The 20,229-nt window shown below is 70.2% G+C and carries 24 protein-coding genes and 2 pseudogenes; 6 read left to right on the forward strand and 20 right to left on the reverse strand.

The features are described 5' to 3' along the window. Positions 1 to 156 precede the first annotated feature (156 nt). The gene (locus E6J59_17885) at positions 157 to 513 is read left to right on the forward strand and encodes a hypothetical protein (protein TMB16858.1); all 357 of its coding nucleotides are present in this window, start codon (positions 157 to 159) and stop codon (positions 511 to 513) included. Positions 514 to 604: 91 nt separating this feature from the next. Here the strand turns inward: E6J59_17885 and E6J59_17890 are convergent. The 4 genes and pseudogenes from E6J59_17890 to E6J59_17905 form a co-directional block, all read right to left on the reverse strand. After that, positions 605 to 721: pseudogene (locus E6J59_17890) on the reverse strand (arsenate reductase ArsC). Then, positions 718 to 1,392: a class I SAM-dependent methyltransferase gene (locus tag E6J59_17895; GenBank protein TMB16836.1), complete on the reverse strand. Its 675-nt coding sequence runs from the start codon at positions 1,390 to 1,392 to the stop codon at positions 718 to 720. Before E6J59_17895 ends, E6J59_17890 begins: the two are co-directional and overlap by 4 nt. Next, on the reverse strand, positions 1,389 to 2,120 hold the full coding sequence (locus E6J59_17900; GenBank protein TMB16837.1) for an aquaporin family protein: 732 nt from the start codon (positions 2,118 to 2,120) through the stop codon (positions 1,389 to 1,391). The genes E6J59_17895 and E6J59_17900 overlap by 4 nt, the downstream gene beginning before the upstream one ends. Beyond that, complete coding sequence (locus E6J59_17905) at positions 2,117 to 2,482, reverse strand: helix-turn-helix transcriptional regulator (protein TMB16838.1); 366 nt, start codon at positions 2,480 to 2,482, stop codon at positions 2,117 to 2,119. Before E6J59_17905 ends, E6J59_17900 begins: the two co-directional genes overlap by 4 nt. Positions 2,483 to 2,504: 22 nt before the next feature. Here E6J59_17905 and E6J59_17910 point away from each other — a divergent pair, with 22 nt between their 5' ends. Then, positions 2,505 to 2,984 (forward strand): glyoxalase/bleomycin resistance/dioxygenase family protein, encoded by a 480-nt coding sequence (locus tag E6J59_17910; protein ID TMB16839.1) that lies wholly within the window; start codon positions 2,505 to 2,507, stop codon positions 2,982 to 2,984. A 133-nt stretch (positions 2,985 to 3,117) separates the two neighbouring features. Here E6J59_17910 and E6J59_17915 read toward each other — a convergent pair whose 3' ends face one another. After that, entirely contained in the window at positions 3,118 to 3,702 is a 585-nt protein-coding gene (locus E6J59_17915) for a class I SAM-dependent methyltransferase (protein TMB16840.1), read from the reverse strand. 27 nt (positions 3,703 to 3,729) lie between these two features. Between E6J59_17915 and E6J59_17920 the strand changes: the two genes are divergently transcribed. After that, the gene (locus tag E6J59_17920) at positions 3,730 to 4,407 is read left to right on the forward strand and encodes a hypothetical protein (GenBank protein ID TMB16841.1); all 678 of its coding nucleotides are present in this window, start codon (positions 3,730 to 3,732) and stop codon (positions 4,405 to 4,407) included. A gap of 125 nt (positions 4,408 to 4,532) precedes the next feature. On the opposite strand, the gene E6J59_17925 is transcribed toward E6J59_17920, so the two are convergent. Continuing rightward, a complete protein-coding gene (locus E6J59_17925; GenBank protein ID TMB16842.1) occupies positions 4,533 to 4,823 on the reverse strand; it encodes a hypothetical protein in 291 nt (96 codons plus the stop codon). A 290-nt stretch (positions 4,824 to 5,113) separates the two neighbouring features. Continuing rightward, positions 5,114 to 5,440, reverse strand: a pseudogene (locus tag E6J59_17930) (hypothetical protein). A 268-nt stretch (positions 5,441 to 5,708) separates the two neighbouring features. Here E6J59_17930 and E6J59_17935 point away from each other — a divergent pair. After that, positions 5,709 to 6,080, forward strand: coding sequence for a hypothetical protein (locus E6J59_17935; protein ID TMB16843.1), 372 nt, complete (start codon positions 5,709 to 5,711; stop codon positions 6,078 to 6,080). 67 nt (positions 6,081 to 6,147) lie between these two features. On the opposite strand, the gene E6J59_17940 is transcribed toward E6J59_17935, so the two are convergent. Beyond that, complete coding sequence (locus E6J59_17940; GenBank protein TMB16844.1) at positions 6,148 to 6,441, reverse strand: hypothetical protein; 294 nt, start codon at positions 6,439 to 6,441, stop codon at positions 6,148 to 6,150. 906 nt (positions 6,442 to 7,347) lie between these two features. Here E6J59_17940 and E6J59_17945 point away from each other — a divergent pair. Next, positions 7,348 to 8,961 carry an acyl-CoA dehydrogenase gene (locus E6J59_17945; protein TMB16845.1) on the forward strand — a complete coding sequence of 538 codons (1,614 nt, stop codon included), beginning with the start codon at positions 7,348 to 7,350 and terminating at the stop codon, positions 8,959 to 8,961. A 77-nt stretch (positions 8,962 to 9,038) separates the two neighbouring features. Further along, a complete protein-coding gene (locus E6J59_17950) occupies positions 9,039 to 9,467 on the forward strand; it encodes a thioredoxin family protein (protein ID TMB16846.1) in 429 nt (142 codons plus the stop codon). Between the two features lie 46 nt (positions 9,468 to 9,513). Here E6J59_17950 and E6J59_17955 read toward each other — a convergent pair whose 3' ends face one another. The 12 genes from E6J59_17955 to E6J59_18010 form a co-directional block, all read right to left on the reverse strand. Beyond that, positions 9,514 to 11,097 carry a hypothetical protein gene (locus E6J59_17955; GenBank protein TMB16847.1) on the reverse strand — a complete coding sequence of 528 codons (1,584 nt, stop codon included), beginning with the start codon at positions 11,095 to 11,097 and terminating at the stop codon, positions 9,514 to 9,516. Beyond that, a complete protein-coding gene (locus E6J59_17960) occupies positions 11,094 to 11,864 on the reverse strand; it encodes an ABC transporter ATP-binding protein (GenBank protein TMB16848.1) in 771 nt (256 codons plus the stop codon). Before E6J59_17960 ends, E6J59_17955 begins: the two co-directional genes overlap by 4 nt. After that, the gene (locus E6J59_17965; protein TMB16849.1) at positions 11,861 to 12,271 is read right to left on the reverse strand and encodes a sulfurtransferase; all 411 of its coding nucleotides are present in this window, start codon (positions 12,269 to 12,271) and stop codon (positions 11,861 to 11,863) included. Before E6J59_17965 ends, E6J59_17960 begins: the two co-directional genes overlap by 4 nt. Further along, entirely contained in the window at positions 12,271 to 12,639 is a 369-nt protein-coding gene (locus tag E6J59_17970) for a hypothetical protein (GenBank protein ID TMB16850.1), read from the reverse strand. The genes E6J59_17965 and E6J59_17970 overlap by 1 nt, the downstream gene beginning before the upstream one ends. Positions 12,640 to 12,805: 166 nt before the next feature. Continuing rightward, the gene (gene ccrA, locus E6J59_17975) at positions 12,806 to 14,062 is read right to left on the reverse strand and encodes a crotonyl-CoA carboxylase/reductase (GenBank protein TMB16851.1); all 1,257 of its coding nucleotides are present in this window, start codon (positions 14,060 to 14,062) and stop codon (positions 12,806 to 12,808) included. Continuing rightward, a complete protein-coding gene (locus E6J59_17980) occupies positions 14,059 to 14,742 on the reverse strand; it encodes an MBL fold metallo-hydrolase (GenBank protein TMB16852.1) in 684 nt (227 codons plus the stop codon). Before E6J59_17980 ends, ccrA begins: the two co-directional genes overlap by 4 nt. 7 nt (positions 14,743 to 14,749) lie before the next feature. Then, positions 14,750 to 15,367 (reverse strand): cob(I)yrinic acid a,c-diamide adenosyltransferase, encoded by a 618-nt coding sequence (locus E6J59_17985; GenBank protein TMB16859.1) that lies wholly within the window; start codon positions 15,365 to 15,367, stop codon positions 14,750 to 14,752. Between the two features lie 9 nt (positions 15,368 to 15,376). Then, a complete protein-coding gene (locus E6J59_17990; GenBank protein ID TMB16853.1) occupies positions 15,377 to 16,471 on the reverse strand; it encodes an aldo/keto reductase in 1,095 nt (364 codons plus the stop codon). Continuing rightward, positions 16,471 to 17,565 (reverse strand): response regulator, encoded by a 1,095-nt coding sequence (locus E6J59_17995; protein TMB16854.1) that lies wholly within the window; start codon positions 17,563 to 17,565, stop codon positions 16,471 to 16,473. Before E6J59_17995 ends, E6J59_17990 begins: the two co-directional genes overlap by 1 nt. A 552-nt stretch (positions 17,566 to 18,117) precedes the next feature. Beyond that, entirely contained in the window at positions 18,118 to 18,765 is a 648-nt protein-coding gene (gene fsa / locus E6J59_18000) for a fructose-6-phosphate aldolase (protein TMB16855.1), read from the reverse strand. A 46-nt stretch (positions 18,766 to 18,811) separates the two neighbouring features. Then, the gene (folK, locus tag E6J59_18005) at positions 18,812 to 19,309 is read right to left on the reverse strand and encodes a 2-amino-4-hydroxy-6-hydroxymethyldihydropteridine diphosphokinase (protein TMB16856.1); all 498 of its coding nucleotides are present in this window, start codon (positions 19,307 to 19,309) and stop codon (positions 18,812 to 18,814) included. Positions 19,310 to 19,342: 33 nt separating this feature from the next. Continuing rightward, a partial coding sequence (locus E6J59_18010) for an aminotransferase class I/II-fold pyridoxal phosphate-dependent enzyme (GenBank protein TMB16857.1) occupies positions 19,343 to 20,229 on the reverse strand: 887 nt, incomplete at its 5' end.

A 20,229-nucleotide genomic window follows, 5' to 3' on the forward strand; every position in this document is an offset into this window, starting at 1 on the left:
AAGACGGCGACCAAGAAGTCGTAGAGCCAGAGTTGGGGCGCCGCAGGGACATAGTCCCGCTGCGCTCGCCTTGCGGACTTGCCGCCCATGGCGCTCCTTCCGCCGCCCGACGACTAGGTGCTGAAGCCGCCGGGCAGCCGCGCAACTCCCGTTGGAATGCCGCGCTATCACATGGCGGCTCAGCAACGCGAGCGACGGCATCGCCCCTTGTCGGATCGCCTCGGCGGGGGTAGAGGCTGCGCCGGGCCACAAGGTGTCGGCTACTACACCGCCATCGCAGCCGAGATGGTTCTCCCAAGGGGCGGGGTCGTGGGCGTCGAAGTCGATCCTCAACTGGCCGAGCGCGCCAAGCGGAACCTCAGCGCACGGACGGACGAGGGCGACGATCTTCTGGCGCAAGCCTACCGGCGTGGCACGCACGAGAGCGTTCGCAGCTTGAGACGTGATCAGCATGCCGAAGGCCCTGAGTGCTGGCTGCATGCCCCTCGCTTCTGCCTTTCCTCCGTCGCTTGAGGGGCGTCGCGCATCCAGCAGGGACACGGATTTGGCGCATGGCTTCGACGGCCCCGCCGGCCACGCCTCGATGGTGATGCCGAGGGGCTCACTCGGTCCCTGCGGAAATGGCGCGAGCCTTCGTGGCGTCGGCCAGCCCGTTGAAGAAGGCCGCCGCCATCTGCGAGCGCCGGGCGTTGTGGACGCAGGCGAAGAGGACAGTCGTCACGTTACGCTCGTCGGGGTCACGACCACTACCTCCGAGACGATCCCCCACCTGCTGACGAGGTTACGATGAACCACTCGCCAGTGGCTGGCCTCCAGGAACGACCGGAGGTCGATGGCCCGGCAGCCTCCGACCAGGCTGGGAGACAGGGCATGCAGCCGCCCGGCCACGCCCATGACGAGCCGTTCCAGCAGCGTTCGACCGTGCGTCGCGCTGACGAGGCAGAGCAGCCCCTCCGGTGCCAGGAGGCGATGCGCCTCTTGGACAACGAGCACGATGTCCTCGACGCTCAGCAGGTCGAGCACGTAGGTCGAGACGAAGCGGTCGAATCGCTTGTCGGGAGCCTGGATGTGCGGCGACCCGTCCGACTGCTCCACGGCGGCGCGGCTCTGCCAGGGCGCGAGGCGTTGACGGGCGAGCGCCACCATCGAGGAGCTAATGTCGATGCCCTGGTAGCGGGCGGTTGCCGGAAGGTGATCGCGCAGCAGGCGCTCCGCGAGGCGTCCCGTCCCGCTGCCGAACTCGAAGACGGATTGGGCATGCCGCAGGTCGGAACGGGCGATCAGGTCAGCCGTGGCATCGTCCTCGTAGAACCGCTGCGTGTCCTGCCACCGCCCGATCCGGTCGTAGAGCGCTCTCGCGGCCGTGTGACTGAGCGTCGCCTCCGCTCTCATCGCACGGTCTCCGTGTGCGCCACAACACGCCTGGCGACATCACGGCTTCTGGTCTCCCCCGACCGCACGCGGGCCTGAGGCGGCAGAAGCCACTGGAACAGCGCGGTGGCCGCCCCCGCGCCGAGCAACTGCGCCACGATGAACCCCGGGGCGTCCGCCGGTCGGATGCCAGCGAACGTGTCGGTTGCGGCGCGGGCGAGCGTGACCGCAGGATTGGCGAATGAGGTGGAGGCGGTGAACCAGTACGCCGCCGTGATGTAAGCGCCCACCGCGAATGGGAGCGCCGCAGACCGTTGGCGCACGCCGCCCCGGATCACTGCCAGGAGGCCGAAGGTCGCGACGAACTCGCTCCAAAGCTGCGGCATCCCCGCCCGCTCATGCTGGGAAAGGGCGAACAGCGGCTCCCCGAACATGAGATGCGCGCTCGCGACCCCCGCGAAGGCGCCACCGACCTGAGCCAGGGTGTAGCCGGCAACGTCCCGCCACGCGAGACCACCCGCCCAGGCGTCCGCGAGCGTCACGGCCGGGTTGAGGTGCGCGCCCGAGATCGGGCCGAAGGTCAGGATCAGCGCCACCAGCACGGCCCCTGTTGCGACCGTGTTGGCGAGGAGGGCGAGTGCCACGTTTCCCCCGGCCAGGCGCTCGCCCATGATCCCCGAGCCGACCACGCCCGCGAGGAGGAGCGCCGTCCCCACGCCCTCGGCGGTCAGCCGCCGCCCGAGGCTCATGCCGACCGCTTCACGGCCGCCTTCTCGGACGGGAGCGCCAACGCCTGCCGCAGCGCCTCCACGCGCTCTGGCACGAGCCGGTAGAACATCCACGTGCCCCGGCGCTCACGGGCCAGAAGCCCCGCCTCGGTGAGCACCTTCAGGTGGTGGCTCACCGTGGGCTGCGCCAGGCCGAGCGGCTGGACGAGGTGACAGACGCATGCCTCCGCGCCCGGCTGGCCCGCGATGAAGCTCAGCAGCCGCAGCCGTCCCGGGTCGGCAATCGCCTTGAAGGCGGTCGCGAGCGCCTCGGCGTCATCCCTCCCCAGGCGGGTCCGCAGCAGCGGCGCACAGCAGCGGGACGCCTTCTCTTTCATCGACATGAGGAGATATTGACATTAGTCGATGGGATGTGCAAGGGTATCGACATCCGTCGATGAAGGAGGACGACCCATGGCCCACAACACATTCCACGTCGCGCTCTACGTCCGCGACCTCGACGCCGCGATTGCCCGGTATCGGAAGCTGTTCGGTCAGGAGCCGGCCAAGGTTCGGCACGACTACGCCAAGTTCGAAATCAGCGACCCGCCTGTGATCCTGTCGCTCAACACCGGGGGCGAGCCAGGCACCGTGAGCCACCTCGGCATCCGCTACCCTAGCACCGGCGACGTGGCGTCGGAGATGGTCCGCACGAAGCACGAGGGTGTCGATCTCTTGGAGCAGAAGGGGACGACCTGCTGCTACGCGAAGGCCGACAAGTTTTGGGTCCGCGACGCGGACGGCATGCCGTGGGAGATGTACACCCTGATCGCGGACGCAGAGGCCGAGACGGCCGCCGACCAGTCGCTGCGGCGCTTCCTCGGACAGGAGATGAGCCGTTTGTAGCGCGGGCTTGGAGCCGACCGAAGTTCACCCCGAGATATGGTCAAGAGTTGTGGATCGCACCGAGGGGGCTGGCTCTCGCTCGATGGCCCCGGCTCGTGACCTGACGCACCATGTCCGTTCCGGACGCGACAATTCAGCGGGTCGCCTCGACGATGTGCCCCCACACCGAGAGGTAGCGGGCGGCCGGCGGGAAGCTTCGGAAGGCGAAGCTTGAAAACCCCGCCCGTTGGAAAGCGTCCGCCAGCTCACCGACGGTGTAAAGGTTCGACGCCCACCAGCGGCCGATGAGGAGTCGCGTCAACGGGTTTCGGCGCGTCATGAAGAGGACGAAGCTGCCCCCTTCCTTCACCCGTGCGCGCAGCCCGGCGAGCGCATCGACGAACCGATCACGCGGCACGTACTCCAACATCGACGCCGAGACGACGAGGTCATAGTCCCGCCACGACGCCGGCAGCCCGTCCAGTTGCAGTACGTTCGCTTCCGCCAGTTCCACGCCCTTGATCCCGCGACGGCGCAGCGTCTCGCGTAACCGATCGAGCATGGCGGGCGTGAGGTCGAATGCGTGGAGCGTCTTGGGCGCACACCCCCGCCGCACGAAGGCGTCACGCACCGCGAGCGTCAGCGCGCCCGTGCCGCATCCGGCATCGAGAATGCGAAGGCCGGAACGGACGAGCGGCGAGCCAAGAAAGAACGCGCGCAGTCCCTGCGGGTAGCGCATCGCACGGATGAAGCGCGCGTACGTCGCATGTCGGTCGGTAAAGAATCGCCGCGCGTCTGGCGTTGCGTTCAAAGGGATCCCCCTGCGGGTGCGTGCGATGGAACCCGGGCGGGAGGATACGCCGCCGGCGTCACGGGCTCCACGATCCACAACTTTCGGTCATATCTCGTTCACCCCCTCACTCGCCGGGTCCTTCAGGAGCTCGGCATCGACGCGAGCGGGCTGCGCGCCAAGGGGATCCGCCTGTTTCTCGGCAAGGTTCCCATCCGCTACGCCGTCGTGGTGTGCGAGCGGGCGAATCGCAGTTGCCCCAAGGTCTACCCCTTCGCCGCGCGCACACTTTACTGGCCGCTCGAGGACCCGGCTGAGGCGGAGGGCTCGCGCGAGGACCGGCTCGCGGTGTTCCGGCGAGTGAGGGACGAAAATCGCCGGCCGGGTCCGTCGCTTCGTCCTGGAGGGCGTGTAGAGGCGACCGGACTCAAACCGCCGGTCACGGAGGATCGGGCGATGGCGCGGATCGGGCGAGTCTCCTACCGCAGCGGGTTCGTAGAGCGGCTTGAGGAGGCAGAGCGCCTTCCCGCGATCACCATCGAGGCGGCTGACCTCCCCGAGGACGTGCTCGCGACCAACAGCAAGGCGGTGAGGCGGATTCACCAGGTGTGCTGCCGGCTCGATGACATCGCCACGGGACGCCGCCAGTCGTAGCGTTCCGCCCCTCGAACGCTTCTCCAGCCCGTCCGCCGAAGCGGATGCGGGGTGTCTCCCTACCGGCAACCCTCGGCCCCGAGGGTTCCATGAAGTGCAGCATTCCGGCCCGGCTAACTTTCGCCCTACTCGCTGTCGTTGAGCAGCTGGCCGACTTCTGCGGCGAGACGATCCCCATCCAAACGTCGCTCGGCGGGCGCAAGCGGCAATTGGTGCATCCAGCCCTGCGGAGCGGGCGGCTGATCCTTCCACTCGGCATTGCCATCGAAGAGGAGATACACGTCCCAGGCCGGCCGGGAGTCGGGCAGCCCAAGAATACGCGAGTACGTCTTTACCAAGTCGCCTTCGGCATCCCAATAGTGGCTGACGCGCTCATCGGGAAGCCGTGTCGTCGCCCTCGATACGGCCAGGCGCATGTCCGTGCGAAGAATTGGGACCCAAACTGCGTAGACCCGCAGATCGGGCGCGTTCAGCTTGTCGAGTACACGACTTTCGACTTCGGAGGCCCCCCGAAGGCAGGCTGGTCACGTAGGCGACAGAAGCAGGAGCAGACGCACCTTGCCGGCGTCTTCGTTGAATCTCGCGTGCAACGCACCGATGTCGGTCGAGTAGGGCTTCCTCCCTCGCGGGAAAAGCTGTCCAACGATGAAGAGGCCCAGCAAGATCACGACGAGACAGGCGATGAGAGCGCTGCGTGTCATCTTGGCTAGGGCGCACCAAACTGGATCACGATCCCGCCGCCGATGATCAGCAGGCAGCCCGAGAGGAGACTCGGAGACGGGCGCTCACCGAAAAACATGACGCTGAGCACTTGGCTCACGACGACGAACACGGCGATGTACACCCCCATCAGGCGCCCGAAGTCGATGAGGCGGTTGGCATTGACGACGAGCCCGTAGGCGGTGAGCCCGAGCGCACCGACCAGCAGCCAGGGCCAGGAAGCCCGAAGAAGGCCGTGACGGATCGCCGCGTCCCCACCGACCTCCAGCGCAGCAGCCAGCACGAGCAGTCCGAGCATCCCTGATACTTACAGCGCGAGTGGACACAAGGCGAGCACGAACACGCCCACCCGTTCTTCGCCGTCATCCTTCAGCCCAGCAGGACAGCTTCGCCACGTCAGTCGAGAATGACAGCGCCGCGATCTTCACGCCTCGGCCATCGTCGGGTAGACGTGGATAGAGCCAGTCCTTGGGAAAGGTTGGCCGGAGTCCGTGCCCCGCGTTGATAACCCGGGTGCGTACCGGCCTGCAGCACGAGCTGCTCACACACATGCGTGACGGCGCAGGCGCTTGGAGGCGTGTATGACGCCGGCCATGGAGAAGACAGCTGCCGAAGACGCCGAGCTGAACCAGCTTGAGCAGGAGATCGGCGCGTTCCTGGCGACGGGGGATTCGACAGCCATAGAGCGGCGTCTCACGTCGCTCTGCAAGGAGCTGCTACCGCGGCTCCAGAAGGCGCAGGGTTCCCGCAGCGAGGGCCTGCGGTCCTCGGACCGCGAGCAGGCGTTGTATGCACAGCAGGTGTTCTTCCGGCTCGCCGTCGTCCTGGGCCGACTGCTCGACCGCTGGACGCGGCCTCGGGCATCCGATGACCTGCGGCGGCTGGCAAACGACGTGATCGAGCTACACGACGACGTGATCGAGCTGCACACGCGGCTCCGGCGGATGCGGTGAAGGGCGTGCCGCCCCCCCCGACATCGCCGGCACCGAGCGGCCGGGCAGGGTGACGGCGCGTGCCCGACTACTGCCAGCTATCGCGGCCGGGGAACGTGTAGCTGGTGATGCTCTGGTCTCGCCCGACGAACACGTGCCCGTAGATGCCGCCCCGGCCGAACCCGAGGCTCGGTGCCGGGGGAAGCGGGTACGGGTAGTACGGGTACCCGGGGTAGCCGGAGGCCGGGTACGGATAGCCTGGAGCCACAGCCGCTCCGGCGAAGAAGGCGGGCGCCCGGAAGGACGGGCATCGTTGGGCAAAGGCTGGTCGGGTGAGCACGACGAGCACGAGCGTCCCGAGGCCGATCACGAGGGTCTTCATCGTCCCGTCCAACACCGAGGCGCGCCGGCAGTTGTTCGATGGGTCGAAAGGCAATTCTGGCGCTTCCACCGTTGGTGTGCCAGGCTGGTCACGTTGACGAGGTGGGCACGCGGGATGACGACGTAGCCCCCGAGCCCGTCGGGGAGACGCGTCTACCGCGACGAAGCCGTGCGTGGCAATAGCAGGATCGTGATGAGTGCGGCTGTCCCGAGCTGTGCGGCCGTGGGACGATGCACCGTCGGTCCGGTGCGCCCATCTGTCGGCTGGTCTAGGCCCCAGGACATGGGCGTCTCCGTAGCCGAACAGATGGCGGGGCTCCTCGTCAGCATCCGCACGTTGCCGCTCCTGCTCACGCAGCCGAACGGTTCAGCTGCGACTGTGCCTGCCCAGAGCACGAGGCTGGCGAGCAGAAGATTCTGGGCCAACGTCGATCCGCCTTTGTTCACTCCTGTATGCTCGCATCGTGACTGCCGTCAATGCCGGCCGCGTGCCGCGCTGCCTACCGCCGTCACCGTCCAACTCCTCACGCCTTCGGACCGCGTGAGTGTTCCGCCTGGCGCCTGTCGTACCGACCGGGAGTGCTCTTCCGACTGAGAGCATCGACGACCGTCTCGTGCTGGTCGGTGTAGTCGCCGAGGTTGCGATCCTGTTCGCGCTGATCCTGGTGCCGCCGCTACGGGCCATCTTCGGTCTGGCACCGCTCGGAGTCACGGAATGGAGCCCACTGGTTTGCTTCCGGGCGATTGTGTGTTGGCGGGGGCCACCTCGCCCTCGGCGGCCAGGCGGGGTGGTTCTGTTGCCGTTTGTTGCCGACGCCACCCAACTCCACCCCACACCCAGCCTCCCCAAGGACGAACTGCCCATAAGTGGCACAGGCTGTGGCTGGGTGCTAAGAGCAAGCGCCGCATGCGCGAGGAGACGAGCCTCATCATCCCCGCCGTCCGTGCCGTGCTCGACGAGGCCCTGGCCGCCGGGCGGCGGACGACCGATGGCGCGCAGGCGATCGACGAGCACCAGGTGCACGCCGAGCGGCTCGCCTACGCCGCGACCGAGGCGGCGGCCGCCGAGGCGCTCGCTGCCTATGCGCGCGGGCGCGCGGGTGACGAGACGATCGGCCGCATGGCGGCCGCGTTCGCGGGCGAGGTGGCGAGCCGGCTCGGTGCCGAGATCGAGGCCCATCGCGACGACTTCGGCGTCTCGGGCGAGACGCTCGCGCGCACGCTCGGCGCCCCCGAGGTCCGGGCGGCGGTGCGCGCCGCGCAGCACGAGGCGCAGCTGCGCGAGGTCGGCCGCGAGGTCATCCGCACGCGCGGCGCCAACAACTCCTTCATCGACGGCGACGTGGCCGAGATGGCGCGCGACTCGGCTCGAGGTTTCGCCCGCAAAGAAGTCGCGCCCATCGCCGAGCGCATCCACCGTCACGACGAGCTCGTCCCCGAGTCGATCATCCGGCGGATGACCGAGCTCGGCTACTTCGGCATGTCGGTGCCCGAGGAGTACGGCGGGCAGGGCATGGGCAACCTGGTGATGATCGTCATCACCGAGGAGCTCTCCGCGGCCTCGCTCGCGGCGGCGGGGAGCCTCATCACGCGGCCGGAGATCCTGACCAAGGCCTTGCTCAAGGGCGGCACCGAGGCGCAGAAGCGGCGGTGGCTCCCGCCGATCGCGGCGGGCGAGCTCATGGTCGGCATCTCGGTCACCGAGCCCGACACCGGCTCCGACGTCGCCTCGGTGCGCTGCCGGGCCGAGCGCACCGAGGGCGCCTGGCTCATCTCGGGTGCGAAGGCGTGGTGCACGTTCGCCGGGCGCGCCGACGTGCTGGCCCTCCTCGCGCGCACCAACCCCGACCCCGGGGCGCGCGCGCGCGGCCTCTCGCTCTTCATCGTCCCCAAGGACTCCTTCCCGGGCCACCAGTTCGAGATGCGCCAGCTCGGGGGCGGCGTGCTGCACGGGAAGGCGGACGCCACACCCGGCTACCGCGGCATGCACTCCTTCACGCTCGGCTTCGAGAACTACGTCGTCCCGGCAGAGAACCTGATCGGCGAGGCGGAGGGGGAGGGGAAGGGCTTCTACCTCCAGATGACCGGCTTCGCGGCCGGCCGGCTCCAGACCGGCGGGCGGGCCACCGGGCTCGCGCAGGCGGCGCTCGAGGCGACCGCGACCTACGCGGGCGAGCGGAAGCAGTTCGGCCGGCCGATCGGCGACTTCCAGCTGACGCAGTACAAGCTCGGCCGCATGGCGACCCATCTCGCCGCGGCGCGCCAGCTCACCTACGCGGCCGCGCGCGCCATGGACCGCGACGAGACGGTGGTCCTCGAGCCGGCCATGGCGAAGCTCTTCGCCTCCGACGTGGCCGTGCGCGTCACGCAGGAGGGCCAGCTCCTCCACGGCGGCTGGGGCTACGCGGAGGAGTTCGCCATCTCGCGCCACGTCGTCGACGCGCTCGTGCTCCCGATCTTCGAGGGCGTGAAGCCGATCCTGGAGCTCAAGGTGATCGCGCGAGGATTGCTCGGTGGGTGAAGCGGCGAGCGAGCGTTCCTGCGCGGTTTGACTCTCGCACCCCTCGTCTGCACGCTGAGCCCTGGAGGTGGAGGAAGATGAGGCAGCGGACGAAGGTCGGCGTGCTCGGCGTCGCGGTGGCGGTCGCGCTCGCCGTAACGGAGCACCGGATGGCCCACGCCTACTACTCATCGACGTGGTACGAGGATGCGGGGGGACACGAACAGGCCGTGCGCCAGCAGCGTGCCCTCCACGCGCCGATGCTGGTCTACTTCCGCGTCGACTGGTGCCCGCACTGCCGCGCGCTCGACGACATGCTGGAGGCGTACGAGGTGCGCTCCCGTCTGAACGGGTTCATCAAGGTGCGCATCAACCCCGAGCACGGCGATGCCGAGAAGGCGCTGTTCCAGGGGCCCTACGGAGCCGGCGGATACCCGGCTCTCTTCGTGCACCCCGATGGCGGGACCCCCGCGCGTGTCTCGACGAAGGGCCCGCCCGAGCAGTTCGTGGCTCACCTCCCGAACTAGCTGGCGGACGTCACGCGCGCCGACTACGGGCTCGTCGGGGCACTCGTCAGCCCTCGAGCCGCAGCGGCCGGTGGCGGATGTGGGCAGCGAGGGCGCGGCAGGCGACGAGGACCACGACCGCCTCGCCCGCGATCAGGTGGGGCAGGAGGCCGCCCGCCAGGGCCATCCACGACATCGCCAGCAGCCCCGCGCCGACCACCGTGATCAGCATGCCGATCACGACGTTGGTGCTCGACTGGCGGCCGGTCGTCGGCGGCTCGGAGAGCGGTACGTAGTCACGCGCCGCGGCGGGCAGCAGCGAGAGGAACGGGAGGACGAGCAGGCTCGGCAGCGCGACCGGCAGCCTCTCGACGTCGATCGCGGCGATCCAGAGGAGCGAGACGACCGCGCCCGGCAGGAGGACGTAGTAGATCGCCGCCTTCCGGGTGCCCTCGAAGAGCGGCGCCGCGGTGCCGAGCGGGGCCGCGGCGAAGATCTCGGTCGCCGCATGGTGCGACGACGTGCGCAGCGCCTCGAGGACGACCGAGGGCAGCATGCCGAGGATCAGGACCGACACGAAGGCGCCGGCGGTGAGGCTGTACGTGGCGCGGCTGACGAGCTGGGCCACGGGTAGGAGGAGGAAGAAGCCGAGCGACGGGTAGAGCCGCGTCTTCGTCTCGCGGTCGCGCCGCAGGTAGGCGGCGGCGAGCTGGAACGCCGCGCGCTCGGCGGGATCGCGGAGCCACCAGCCGACGAGGGCGCCCGGCGCGCGCTCCGCGGCGCGGAGCCGGCGCGCGGGCGCGAGCGGGCGCGCCTCACCGAGCTGCGCGAGCGCCCCGGCGTAGCCCGGGGCGAGGCGCGCCACCGCCACCCAGCCGAGGCCCAGCGTGGCGGCGACGGCGAGCAGGGAGAGCGGCACGGCACGCGGCGGGTAGGTGGCGGCCCCGACCACGTCGAGCGCCGCGAACCAGGCCGGCGGGAAGACGAGGGCGTAGGCCGCATCGAGGCGGAAGCGGGGGAGCTCCAGGAGGTGCGCCAGGACCTGCGAGAGGACGAGGAAGGCCGCGGACAGCCCCGCCTGCGACCAGGCCGCGACGCTGCCGAAGCGGCTGCGTTCGACGAAGCGTCCGACGAGGCCGTAGGTGAACACCACCATGGCGGTCACGAAGGCCGCGAGCAGCCCCACCACGCCGAGGTGCACGAGCGGGAACGTGCCGCGCATCCCCGTGACCCGCAGTCCGAGGAGCATGGGCGGCAGGTTGAGCGCCAGGCCGAGCAGCAGCGCGAAGCCCATCAGGCTGGCGGCCTTCGCGAGCAGGATCGTGCGCGGCGCGAGCGGCATGTGGGCGAGGACGTCGTGCTCGGGCAGGTTGAAGAGCAGGTCACCCGACTCCGCCGCCAGGCTCATGCCGAGCATGACGAAGGTGATGGCGTCCATGATGAGGGCGAAGCTGAAGGGATCGTGCGAGCCCGTCGCGCCAAGCCCGGCCACCGCGCCGATGGAGCTGTAGAGGAGGATCATGGCGACCGCCCCGCCCAGCTTGCTCGGCTTGCGCCGGTAGAAGGTGCGCACGGCCCTGCCCCGGAGGCTCATGCGGAAGTAGGCGCGCAGCAGCGCGCGGAGCTGCCCGAGGTCGAGTGCGCGCGTCATCGCACCAGCACGCGCGCGAACTCCTCGGCGCGCGCGAGCAGGTTCTCGGTGGCGGTGAGCCGGTTGAAGATGCGCTCGAGCGACACCTCCCCGGTCGCTTCCTGAAGCTGGGGAAGCGAGCCGTCGGCGATGAGCCGCCCCTCGTGGACGATGACGATCCGCTCGCACACCCGCTCGACCACGTCGAGCAGGTGAGAGCAGTAGACGATGGTCTTGCCCTCGCGCGCGAGCGAGGTGATCAGCGTCTTGAAGCCGAGCGCAGCGTTGGCGTCGAGGCCGCTGAGGGGCTCGTCGAAGAAGATGGCCTTCGGGTTGTGGAGAAGCGCGGCGGTGATGACGACCCTCTGCCGCATGCCCTTCGAGTACGCGGCCAGCAGCTCGCGGCGGAGTGTGGCCTCGGCCAGCTCGAAGAACTCGGCGAAGCGGAGGATGCGCCCCGCGGCCTCGCCGGCGGGCAGGCCGTAGAGCGAGGCGACCAGCTGGAGGTACTCCCAGCCGGTGAGCGTCTCGAACACGGCGCCGGACTCCGGCACGTAGCCGACCAGACGCTTCACCGCGACCGGGTCGCGGACCACGTCGTGCCCGAAGACCTCGGCGGTACCCGCGCTGGGCGGCAGCATGCCGGTCAGCATCTTGATGGTGGTCGACTTGCCGGCGCCGTTGGGGCCGAGCAGGCCGACCAGCTGCCCGGTGGGGATCTCGAGGTCCAGGCCGCGCACGGCCTCGACCTCGCCGTAGCGCTTGGAGAGCTGGCCGAGGCGGATCACGCGCCCCGGGGCTCGCGCTCGACCGCCAGGCCCGCCGCCGTCCACGCCCGCCAGCCGCCGTCCATCGACACGACGTGTCTGTAGCCCATCTTCTGGAGCGCGTCCGCGGCGAGCGCCGAGCGGAAGCCGCCGCCGCAGTAGAGGATCAGATGCGCGTCGCGGTCGGGCACGGCCTGCTCGATGTCGCGCTCGATGATGCCCTTGCAGAGGTGGCGCGCGCCGGGAAGGTGACCACGGCGCCACTCCTCCTCCTCGCGCACGTCGATGAGCTGCACGGGCTCGCCGACGGCGCGCACGCGCTCGACGTCGGCGACCGTGACCTCGCGGATGCGCCGCCTGGCATCGGCGACGAGCGCGAGGAACCCGGGGGAGTGCTCCGGCGCTCCTCCCAGCGGCCCTCCTCCCATCAGCTCTCCTCCGAGCCTTTCGTCCCGACGAAGCGGTCCTCCGGGTCGGCGAAGAGCACGTTGAAGGTGGTGAGGCTGCCGTAGGCGCGCGTGATGTAGTCCTGGAGCTGGAGGCGGTCCTCGTCGGAGAGCTTGGGGTGCGCGTTGATGCGTTGCTCGAGGACGCGCAGGCGCTCGCGGACCCCCACGATCTTCCGGAAGAACACCTCGATCGGGATGGTCTTCTCCTGCGTGCCGGCCTTGCCCGGCTTCATCACGAGCTGACCGCCTGCCCAGCGCTCGCCGATGGCGCCGGACACCGACTGCTCGGCGTTCAGCACGGCGCGCACCGCCTGCACGATCTTGCGGAAGTCCTCGTCGTCGAGCATTGGGGTCTTCAGAGGACCGAGGCGAACAGGTCGCCTCGCCGCCGGGGGGCGACCCGGGCCGCGCACTCCTGCCGGGTGAGGGTGCGCGTCGACTCGCAGGCCAGCTCGGGGAGGGCCGACATCGGTCACATTCTACGGTGACGAGAGCCCCAGGCTCAACCCGCGATCAGCGCGGCAGCTCGCGCATCCCGGGCCGGGGTGCGTTCACCAGGCAGGCCATGTTTCCGGGCGGCTGCCGGTTCTCGTACATGAGCTGGTGCACGTGCGGGATCTGCTCGAAGGTGAAGGTCTCGGAGAGGCACGGATCGACCTTGCCGGCCGTCACGAGGTCGTTCAAGGCCTTCGCCTGCTCGTCGTTCGCGAAGTGCGAGCCCTGGAAGCGCTTCTGCCGCATCCAGAGGTAGCGGAGGTCGGCGACCGCGGTGTAGCCGCTCGTGCCCGCGCAGATGACGACCATGCCGCCCGTGTCGCAGACGAAAATCGAGGTGGGTACGGTGTCCTCGCCCGGGTGCTCGAAGACGATGCGCGGGCTCCTGCGCTCGCCCACGATCTCCCAGATGGCGCCGCCGAAGGCGCGCGCGCCCTTGAGCCACTCGCCGTACCGCTCCGCCTCCTTCCAGTGCGGCGGCACGCCCCAGTGGGAGAACTTCTTGCGGTTGATGCAGCCCTTGGCGCCGAGACGTGTGCAGAACGCGATCTTGTCGTCGCTCGAGACGACCGCGACCGGGATGCCGCCCATCGCGCGCGCGATCTGGATCGCCTGGCAGCCGAGGCCGCCGGCGCCGCCCCAGACGAGGACCACGTCGCCGGGCCTCACCGTGTGCGGCGGCCAGGCGGCGAGCATGCGGTAGGCGGTGGCCCCGACCAGCATGTACGCGGCCGCCGCCTCCCAGCTGAGCTGCTTCGGCTTCGGCAGGCACTGGTGCGCCTGGACGCGCGTGAACTGCGCGAAGCTGCCCCAGCTGGTCTCGTAGCCCCAGATGCGGAAGCTCGGGCCGAACATCGGATCGGCGCCGGACCTGACCACCGGGTCGTCCTGGCTCCACACCCCGCAGTGGATCACAACCTGGTCCCCGACCTGCACGTTGCGGACGGCGCTGCCGACCTTCCACACCACCCCGGAAGCGTCGCTCCCGCCGATGTGGAACGGGTTCGGGTCCGGGAAGTAGGGGTCCTTCTGCCGGCTCTTGATCACGTCGACCGGCGTGCCGAGCGCCGCCCAGACGTTGTTGTAGTTGATGCCGGCGGCCATGACCCAGACGAGCGCCTCGTCGGGCCGGAGCTCCGACGGCACCTCCACCCGCTCCACCTCGAAGGCCCTGGTCGGCTCGCCGAAGCGGTCCTGGCGCACGAGCTGGGCGAGCATGCGCTGCGGCACCTCGCCGAGCGGCGGCGTCTCCCCGAGCTGGTAGAGCTCCTTCATGCGCCTCCCATCATGGAGAGGAAGTCCTTCAAGTTGCGGAAGCGCATCATCATGTTGGTGCGCTTCTCGTCGCCGAGCGTCGAGCGCGGGCGGTCGGCGTAGTTGTGGCCCGGGTAGAGGAGGGTCTCGTCGGGGAGCGCGGCCAGCACCTGCGTGAGGCTCCGGTACATGTCCTCGGGGTTGGAGCCGGGCAGGTCGACGCGGCCGCACGAGCCGATGAAGAGCGTGTCGCCCGACACGAGCGCGTTGCCGACCAGGAAGCACTGCGAGCCCGGCGTGTGGCCGGGCGTGTGCAGGAACTTGACCTTGAGCTGCCCGACCTGCACCTCGTCGCCGCCCTCGACAGCGACGAGGTCGGACGGCGAGAGGCCGGTCACGCGGTGCACGAAGGGCAGCTCGGCCTTGTGGATGTAGACCTTGGCCGGCACGCGCGCCGTGAGCTCCGCGGCGCCGATGATCTGGTGGCCCATGAGGCTCCCGCCCAGGTGGTCGGGGTGGAAGTGCGTGACGAGGTCCTTCGTGATGCGGTAGCCGTCGGCCTCGGCCGTGCGCACGATCGCGTCGACGTCCCACGCCGCGTCCACCACCGCCGCCTCGTGCGTGTTCGGGTCGCCGAGCAGGTAGACGTAGTTCTGCATCGGGCCCAGCTCGAGCTGCTTGAAGTAGATGGGGAGCCTCATCGAGCTCTCAGCGTTTTCGCCGCGCCCGGAGCTCCGCCTCGTGCTGGAGCGGTCGCTCCCAGAGGAACTCGCGCTCGCCCAGGTGATGTCCGATCCAGCGCGAGAGCACGAAGAGCAGGTCGGAGAGGCGGTTCAAGTACGCCAGGGGCCACTCGCCGATGTCCTCGTGGCCCATGAGGCGGAGCACGTCGCGCTCCGCACGCCGGCACACGGTGCGCGCCACGTGGAGGAACGCGCTCACCCGCCCGCCACCCGGGAGCACGAAGGACCTGAGCGGCCTCAGGTCCTTCTGGCAGCGGTCCAGGAGCGTCTCGAGCGCTTTCACCTCGGCCGCGCCCACGCGGAACATGCCGGGGCGGAACTCGGCGGCCGGCGTGGCGAGCTCCCCGCCCAGGTCGAAGAGCTCGTTCTGCAGCTGGCGCAGGATTGCGTCCAGCTCGCGACCCGCGCGCGAGCGTCCGTGCTCCCCGGCGTTCACGGCGCGCGCCACGCCCACGGCGGCGTTCAGCTCGTCGACCGTCCCGTAGGCCTCGATGCGCGGGCTGTCCTTGGCCACGCGCCGGCCGCCCACCAGGTCGGTCTCGCCCCGGTCGCCGCGGCGCGTGTAGACGCGGGTGATGCGGATGGCCACCGCTCAGGCCTGCCGGAAGAGCGAGACGACGCCCGCCTCGCGTGGCTCGGCGCGCGCGACGGCGAGGTTCTCCGCCACGTGCTGGCGCCGGCCCATGCCGACCAGCGCGGCGGTGATGCCCGGCGTCGAGCGCACGAACTGGAGGGCGCGCTGCGCCCAGGTGTCGAGCCCGGGGAACGCGTCGGCCATGGCCTGCGGCAAGCGGTGCGAGAGCTGCCCCTGGAGGATCGAGGCGCTCGCCATCACCGCGATGCCGAAGCGCGCCGCCGCCTCGAGCGGCGTCAGGCGCTCGCCCTCGACGACCTGCGTGGCGGCCGCGTACGCCTCGTGCATGGCGAGGTTGTAGGGGAGCTGGATCACCTTGAAGTGGTGCCCGTGGCCCGCGACCGTCTCCGCCTCGCGCACCATCTCGGCGAGCGAGAGGTGCTCGCGCGCGTCGGGCCGGGTGCGGAAGCCGTTCCAGGTGGCGACGCCGTAGCGTCCGACACGGCCGGCCGCGACCTGGCGCTCGAGCATCTCGAACGCGGCGCGGATGCGGGCCAGGAACGCCTTGCGGGGAACGCTGCCGAGCTGCGTCTCGGGGTTGTGCACGTAGTAGACGTCGACCGCGGCGAGGCCCAGGTTGCGGAGGCTTCGCCCGAGCTGGTCCTCGAGGTAGCGCGGCGACATCGCGTGCCCCCCGCCCACCACGTCCTCGGGCTCGAGGATGCCGGGACGCACGTAGGTGTCGCGCACGTACTGGGCAGGATCGACCGGCACGCCGTCGAAGGGGATGTAACCGCCCTTGGTGCACACCACGAACTGCTCGCGCGCGAAGCCGCCTTCGCGCTCGAGGGCGACCAGGGCCTGGCCGATGACGCGCTCGCTCCGCTGCGCGCGGTAGTTGATGGCGGTGTCGAGCAGGTTGCAGCCCAGGTTGGCGGCGTCGACGATCGCCTGCCCGTAGCCGCGGTCGGCCTGGTCGTCCTCCTCGCCGAGGTAGGTCCCGAGGCCGATCGAGGACACGGTGACGCCGTCGAGGGGGCGGAAGTGCGCCGCCGGCAGCTCGGCGCGCGCCGCGCGATAGGCCGCCGTCGCGGCCCCGGTGGCGCTCGGCATCACCCCGCGACCGCCTGCGCGCGCCGGGCGTGGCGCTTGATGATCTCGCGCAGGCGCGGGGGGTCGATCGGCTTCTTGTAGATGACGTCCTCGAGGCCGGCCAGGCGACTGCGCTTGATGATGTGGTCCTTGTCGAAGTGGAACGCCGTCATGAGCACGACCGGGAGGCCGGGCCAGCGGCGCGAGACCTCCTGGAAGACCTGGTAGCCGTCCAGGTCGGGCATGACCACGTCGCTCAGCACGAGGTCGACGACCGCCGACTCGAGGCGCGCGAGCCCCTCGCGCCCGCCGGTCGCGACAAGCACCTCGCAGCCCTCCTGGGTGAGGAGATCGCGCAGCGACTGGCACACGCCGAGGTCGTCGTCGACGACCAGGATGCGGATGCCCGTGAGCGCCGGGTCGTGCGGCGCGAGCGCGGCCGCGCGCCCGCCGTCGGTGCCCGCACCCGCGGCGCGCAGGTCGGTCATCTGCGCGCCGGGGAGGTACTCGCGCGTGGCGTACTCGGAGCCGTGCGCCATCTCGGTCAGCTGGGTCACGATGCGCTGAATGCGCTTGAGCGCCGCATGGATCGAGTCGAGTCGCTCGCCCTCGACCACGAAGTCCTCGTCCGAGGTGACGCGCGCCATGTGCGCCTCGAGGAGGTTCAGGTTGTTGACGATCACCTCGAGCGGGTTGTTGATCTCGTGCGCGAGCCCGATCGCCACCTCGCCCAGGGTCGCGAGCTGGTCGTGACGGCGGATCTCGCGCAGGTCCTTGGCGAAGCCGATCGAGCCGAGCTCGTGGCCTTCGGCGTCGCGGATGATCGAGCCGGCGATCAGGACCGGGATGCTGACGCCGTTCTTCGTCACGAAGGTCGTCTCGCAGTTCTTGCCCTGCCGCATCGCCGCCATCACCTTGCGGGCCTCGGCGAGGTCGGGATAGAGGCGCGTCACGTGCTGGCCGAGGACCTCGTCCGGCGTGTAGCCGAGGGTCTGCCGCGCGCCGTCGTTGTAGAAGGTGATGGTACCCTGGCGATCGACGGCGACCACGATGTCCGGGGAGCTCTCGAGCAGCTTCTCGAAGTAGATGGAGGGAAGGCGAGAGACGGCGGCCATGCCGAGTGGGGACGCGCGATGCTAGGCGGCGGCGGGGTCAGGGTCAAGGCGGTGTTCGCGCTCGTACTCCTCGCCGGCTGTTTCTGGCGCACTTACGGGCGCCTCGCGGCGACGCACGTCGATCTGCTGGTGGCCATGGCGCGCAAGGGGACGGACCTCGTGGCGAGCGGGCGCCTCAGCGCCGAGAGCATGCCCGAGCTCACCTACCCGCTCGAGCGCGCCGAGGCGTTCGTGCACGACGCGCGGGCGCGGAGCGGCGCGCCGCCCGCTTCGCTCGACGCGCTGGACACGCTCTGCGCCCGCTACCGCGCCTTCGTGGACGCGCTCGATCGCGTGCGCCGCGAGCGGAGCGGCGAGGCCGCGCGCGCGGCGCTGGCGGACCCGCTCGCCGCGGTCGAGGCGGCGGCGGAGCGGGTGCGCGCTGAGCTGCGAGCGGAGAGTCCAGCGGCCGCAGGCGTGCCCGGGCGAGCGACGGCAGCCGCCGCACTTGGCCGCAGGGCGTGTCAGGTCCGATCGGGCGGCCAGCGTGGACCAGTGTGCCCTGCGCCGACTCTACCGGCTCTTCGCCTTCTTCCAGTCGGCCAGGAAGCGCTCGAGCCCGACGTCGCTCAGCGGGTGCTTCACGAGCTGCTGGAGGACCGCGAACGGGCAGGTGGCGATGTGCGCGCCCATCTGCGCCGCGCGGATGACGTGGAGCGGGCTGCGCACGCTCGCGACCAGCACCTCGGCCGGGTACGTGTAGTGGTCGAGCATCTCCAGGATCTGCGCGACGAGGTCCATGCCGTCGTGACCGACGTCGTCGAGCCGCCCGACGAAGGGGGAGATGAAGGCGGCGCCCGCCTTGGCGGCGAGGAGGGCCTGCGCGGCCTGGAAGACCAGCGTCACGTTCACGCGGATGCCGCGGTCGGTGAGGGCGCGCGTCGCCTTGAGCCCCTCGGGGATCATCGGGCACTTGACCACGATGTTCCGGTGGATGCGCGCGAGCCGTGCGCCCTCCTCGACCATGCCTGGTGCCTCCGTGCTCACCACCTCGGCGCTCACCGGGCCGTCGACGAGGGCGCAGATCTCGTGCAGCACGGTCTCGAAGTCGCGGCCCGTCTTCGCGACCAGGGACGGGTTGGTGGTGACGCCGTCCAGGACGCCCCAGCTCGCCGCCTCGCGAATCTCCGCCACGTCCGCCGTGTCGATGAAGAGCTTCATCCGTGCCCCTCCCGGCGGCGGAGTGTAGCAGAGGCGGCGGGCGGCGTCAGGCCCGCGGGAGGAGAGTGACGCGCTTGTCGTCCTTCACGCTGGCGAGGAGCGCGGACACCGACTGGCCGAGATGGGGATGCACGACGTGCGGCGCCAGCTCGGCGAGCGGCAGGAGGACGAAGCGGCGCTTGTGCATCTCGGGGTGGGGGACCTTGAGCGATTTCGTCTCGACCACCTCCTGGTCGCAGAGCAGGATGTCGAGGTCGATCACGCGCGAGCCCCAACGCTTGCCCTTCACGCGTTTCCGCCCCATCGCCTTCTCGATCGCCTTCAAGCGCTTCAGGAGCCCGTCGGGCGGGAACTCGGTCTCGATCTCGATCACGCTGTTCACGAACCACGTCTTGGCGTCGCCGATCGGCTCGCTCTCGTAGAGCGAGGAGGCGCGGCTCAGCCGCGTGCCCGGCAGCTTGGACACGCGATCGACGGCCTCGAAGGTGTTCGCCTTGCGGTCGCCCAGGTTCGATCCGATCCCGATGTATACGCGATGAGGCATGGCGCTCGTCCCCACGAGCGTCGCGCGCGACGGCTAGAGGTGGAGCCCTCGCAGGCGCTCGACCGCCTCGCGCAGCCGCTCGCTCGGGCTGCACAGCGTGAGCCGGATGTATCCCTCCCCCGCGTCGCCGAACCCGTTGCCCGGGGTGACGACGACGTGCGCCTCCTCGAGGCAGCGGCTGGCGAGCCCGGCGGCGCTCAGGCCGCGCGGGACCGGCACCCAGACGTAGAACGTCCCGCCCGGCGGATCGCAGGCGAGGCCGACGTCGCGAAGGCCGCCGACCAGCACGTCGCGTCGCTCGCGATAGAGCGCGCGCAGCCGGTCGACCGTCGCCGTGTCACCGGTGAGCGCCGCGATGGCGGCCTCCTGCACCGCCTGGAACACCCCCGAGTCGACGTTGGTCTTCACCGTGCCGAGCCCCGCGATCAGCTCCGGGTGCCCGACCGCGAAGCCAACGCGCCAGCCCGTCATGCTGAAGGTCTTCGACAGCGAGTGGAACTCGATCGCCACCTCGCGGCCGCCGGGGACCTCCAGGATGCTCGGTGGCCGCTCGCCGAAGTAGATCTCGGCGTAGGCGGCGTCGTGGCAGATGACGATGTCGTGGCGCTCGGCGAAGCGGACAGCGTCGGCGAAGAAGGCGCGCGGGGCGACGGCTGCGGTCGGGTTGTTCGGATAGTTGAGCCAGAGGAGCTTCGCCCGGCGCGCGACCTCGACGGGGACGGCCCCGAGGTCGGGGAGGAAGCCGTTCTCGCGCCGGAGCGGCAGGCGGTAGGTGGTGCCGCCGTTGAAGGTCGTGCCGATGTGGTAGACGGGATAGCCTGGGTCGGGGACCAGGACGACGTCGCCCGGATCGACGAAGGCGACCGCCATGTTCGCGATTCCCTCCTTGGAGCCGATCAGGGTCACGACCTCGGTCGCCG

It is taken from the genome of Deltaproteobacteria bacterium, assembly GCA_005879795.1.
In the GTDB taxonomy this organism is placed as follows: Bacteria; Desulfobacterota; Binatia; order DP-6; family DP-6; genus DP-6.

Bases quoted from the DNA above. Each gene is read 5' to 3' on its own strand.
- E6J59_17885 (TMB16858.1), top strand. From the start codon at position 157: ATGCCGCGCTATCACATGGCGGCTCAGCAACGCGAGCGACGGCATCGC.
- E6J59_17895 (TMB16836.1), bottom strand. From the start codon at position 1,392: ATGAGAGCGGAGGCGACGCTCAGTCACACGGCCGCGAGAGCGCTCTAC.
- E6J59_17900 (TMB16837.1), bottom strand. From the start codon at position 2,120: ATGAGCCTCGGGCGGCGGCTGACCGCCGAGGGCGTGGGGACGGCGCTC.
- E6J59_17905 (TMB16838.1), bottom strand. From the start codon at position 2,482: ATGTCGATGAAAGAGAAGGCGTCCCGCTGCTGTGCGCCGCTGCTGCGG.
- E6J59_17910 (TMB16839.1), top strand. From the start codon at position 2,505: ATGGGATGTGCAAGGGTATCGACATCCGTCGATGAAGGAGGACGACCC.
- E6J59_17915 (TMB16840.1), bottom strand. From the start codon at position 3,702: ATGCGCTACCCGCAGGGACTGCGCGCGTTCTTTCTTGGCTCGCCGCTC.
- E6J59_17920 (TMB16841.1), top strand. From the start codon at position 3,730: ATGTCGGTCGGTAAAGAATCGCCGCGCGTCTGGCGTTGCGTTCAAAGG.
- E6J59_17925 (TMB16842.1), bottom strand. From the start codon at position 4,823: ATGCGCCTGGCCGTATCGAGGGCGACGACACGGCTTCCCGATGAGCGC.
- E6J59_17935 (TMB16843.1), top strand. From the start codon at position 5,709: ATGACGCCGGCCATGGAGAAGACAGCTGCCGAAGACGCCGAGCTGAAC.
- E6J59_17940 (TMB16844.1), bottom strand. From the start codon at position 6,441: ATGAAGACCCTCGTGATCGGCCTCGGGACGCTCGTGCTCGTCGTGCTC.
- E6J59_17945 (TMB16845.1), top strand. From the start codon at position 7,348: ATGCGCGAGGAGACGAGCCTCATCATCCCCGCCGTCCGTGCCGTGCTC.
- E6J59_17950 (TMB16846.1), top strand. From the start codon at position 9,039: ATGAGGCAGCGGACGAAGGTCGGCGTGCTCGGCGTCGCGGTGGCGGTC.
- E6J59_17955 (TMB16847.1), bottom strand. From the start codon at position 11,097: ATGACGCGCGCACTCGACCTCGGGCAGCTCCGCGCGCTGCTGCGCGCC.
- E6J59_17965 (TMB16849.1), bottom strand. From the start codon at position 12,271: ATGGGAGGAGGGCCGCTGGGAGGAGCGCCGGAGCACTCCCCCGGGTTC.
- E6J59_17970 (TMB16850.1), bottom strand. From the start codon at position 12,639: ATGCTCGACGACGAGGACTTCCGCAAGATCGTGCAGGCGGTGCGCGCC.
- ccrA (TMB16851.1), bottom strand. From the start codon at position 14,062: ATGAAGGAGCTCTACCAGCTCGGGGAGACGCCGCCGCTCGGCGAGGTG.
- E6J59_17980 (TMB16852.1), bottom strand. From the start codon at position 14,742: ATGAGGCTCCCCATCTACTTCAAGCAGCTCGAGCTGGGCCCGATGCAG.
- E6J59_17990 (TMB16853.1), bottom strand. From the start codon at position 16,471: ATGCCGAGCGCCACCGGGGCCGCGACGGCGGCCTATCGCGCGGCGCGC.
- E6J59_17995 (TMB16854.1), bottom strand. From the start codon at position 17,565: ATGGCCGCCGTCTCTCGCCTTCCCTCCATCTACTTCGAGAAGCTGCTC.
- fsa (TMB16855.1), bottom strand. From the start codon at position 18,765: ATGAAGCTCTTCATCGACACGGCGGACGTGGCGGAGATTCGCGAGGCG.
- folK (TMB16856.1), bottom strand. From the start codon at position 19,309: ATGCCTCATCGCGTATACATCGGGATCGGATCGAACCTGGGCGACCGC.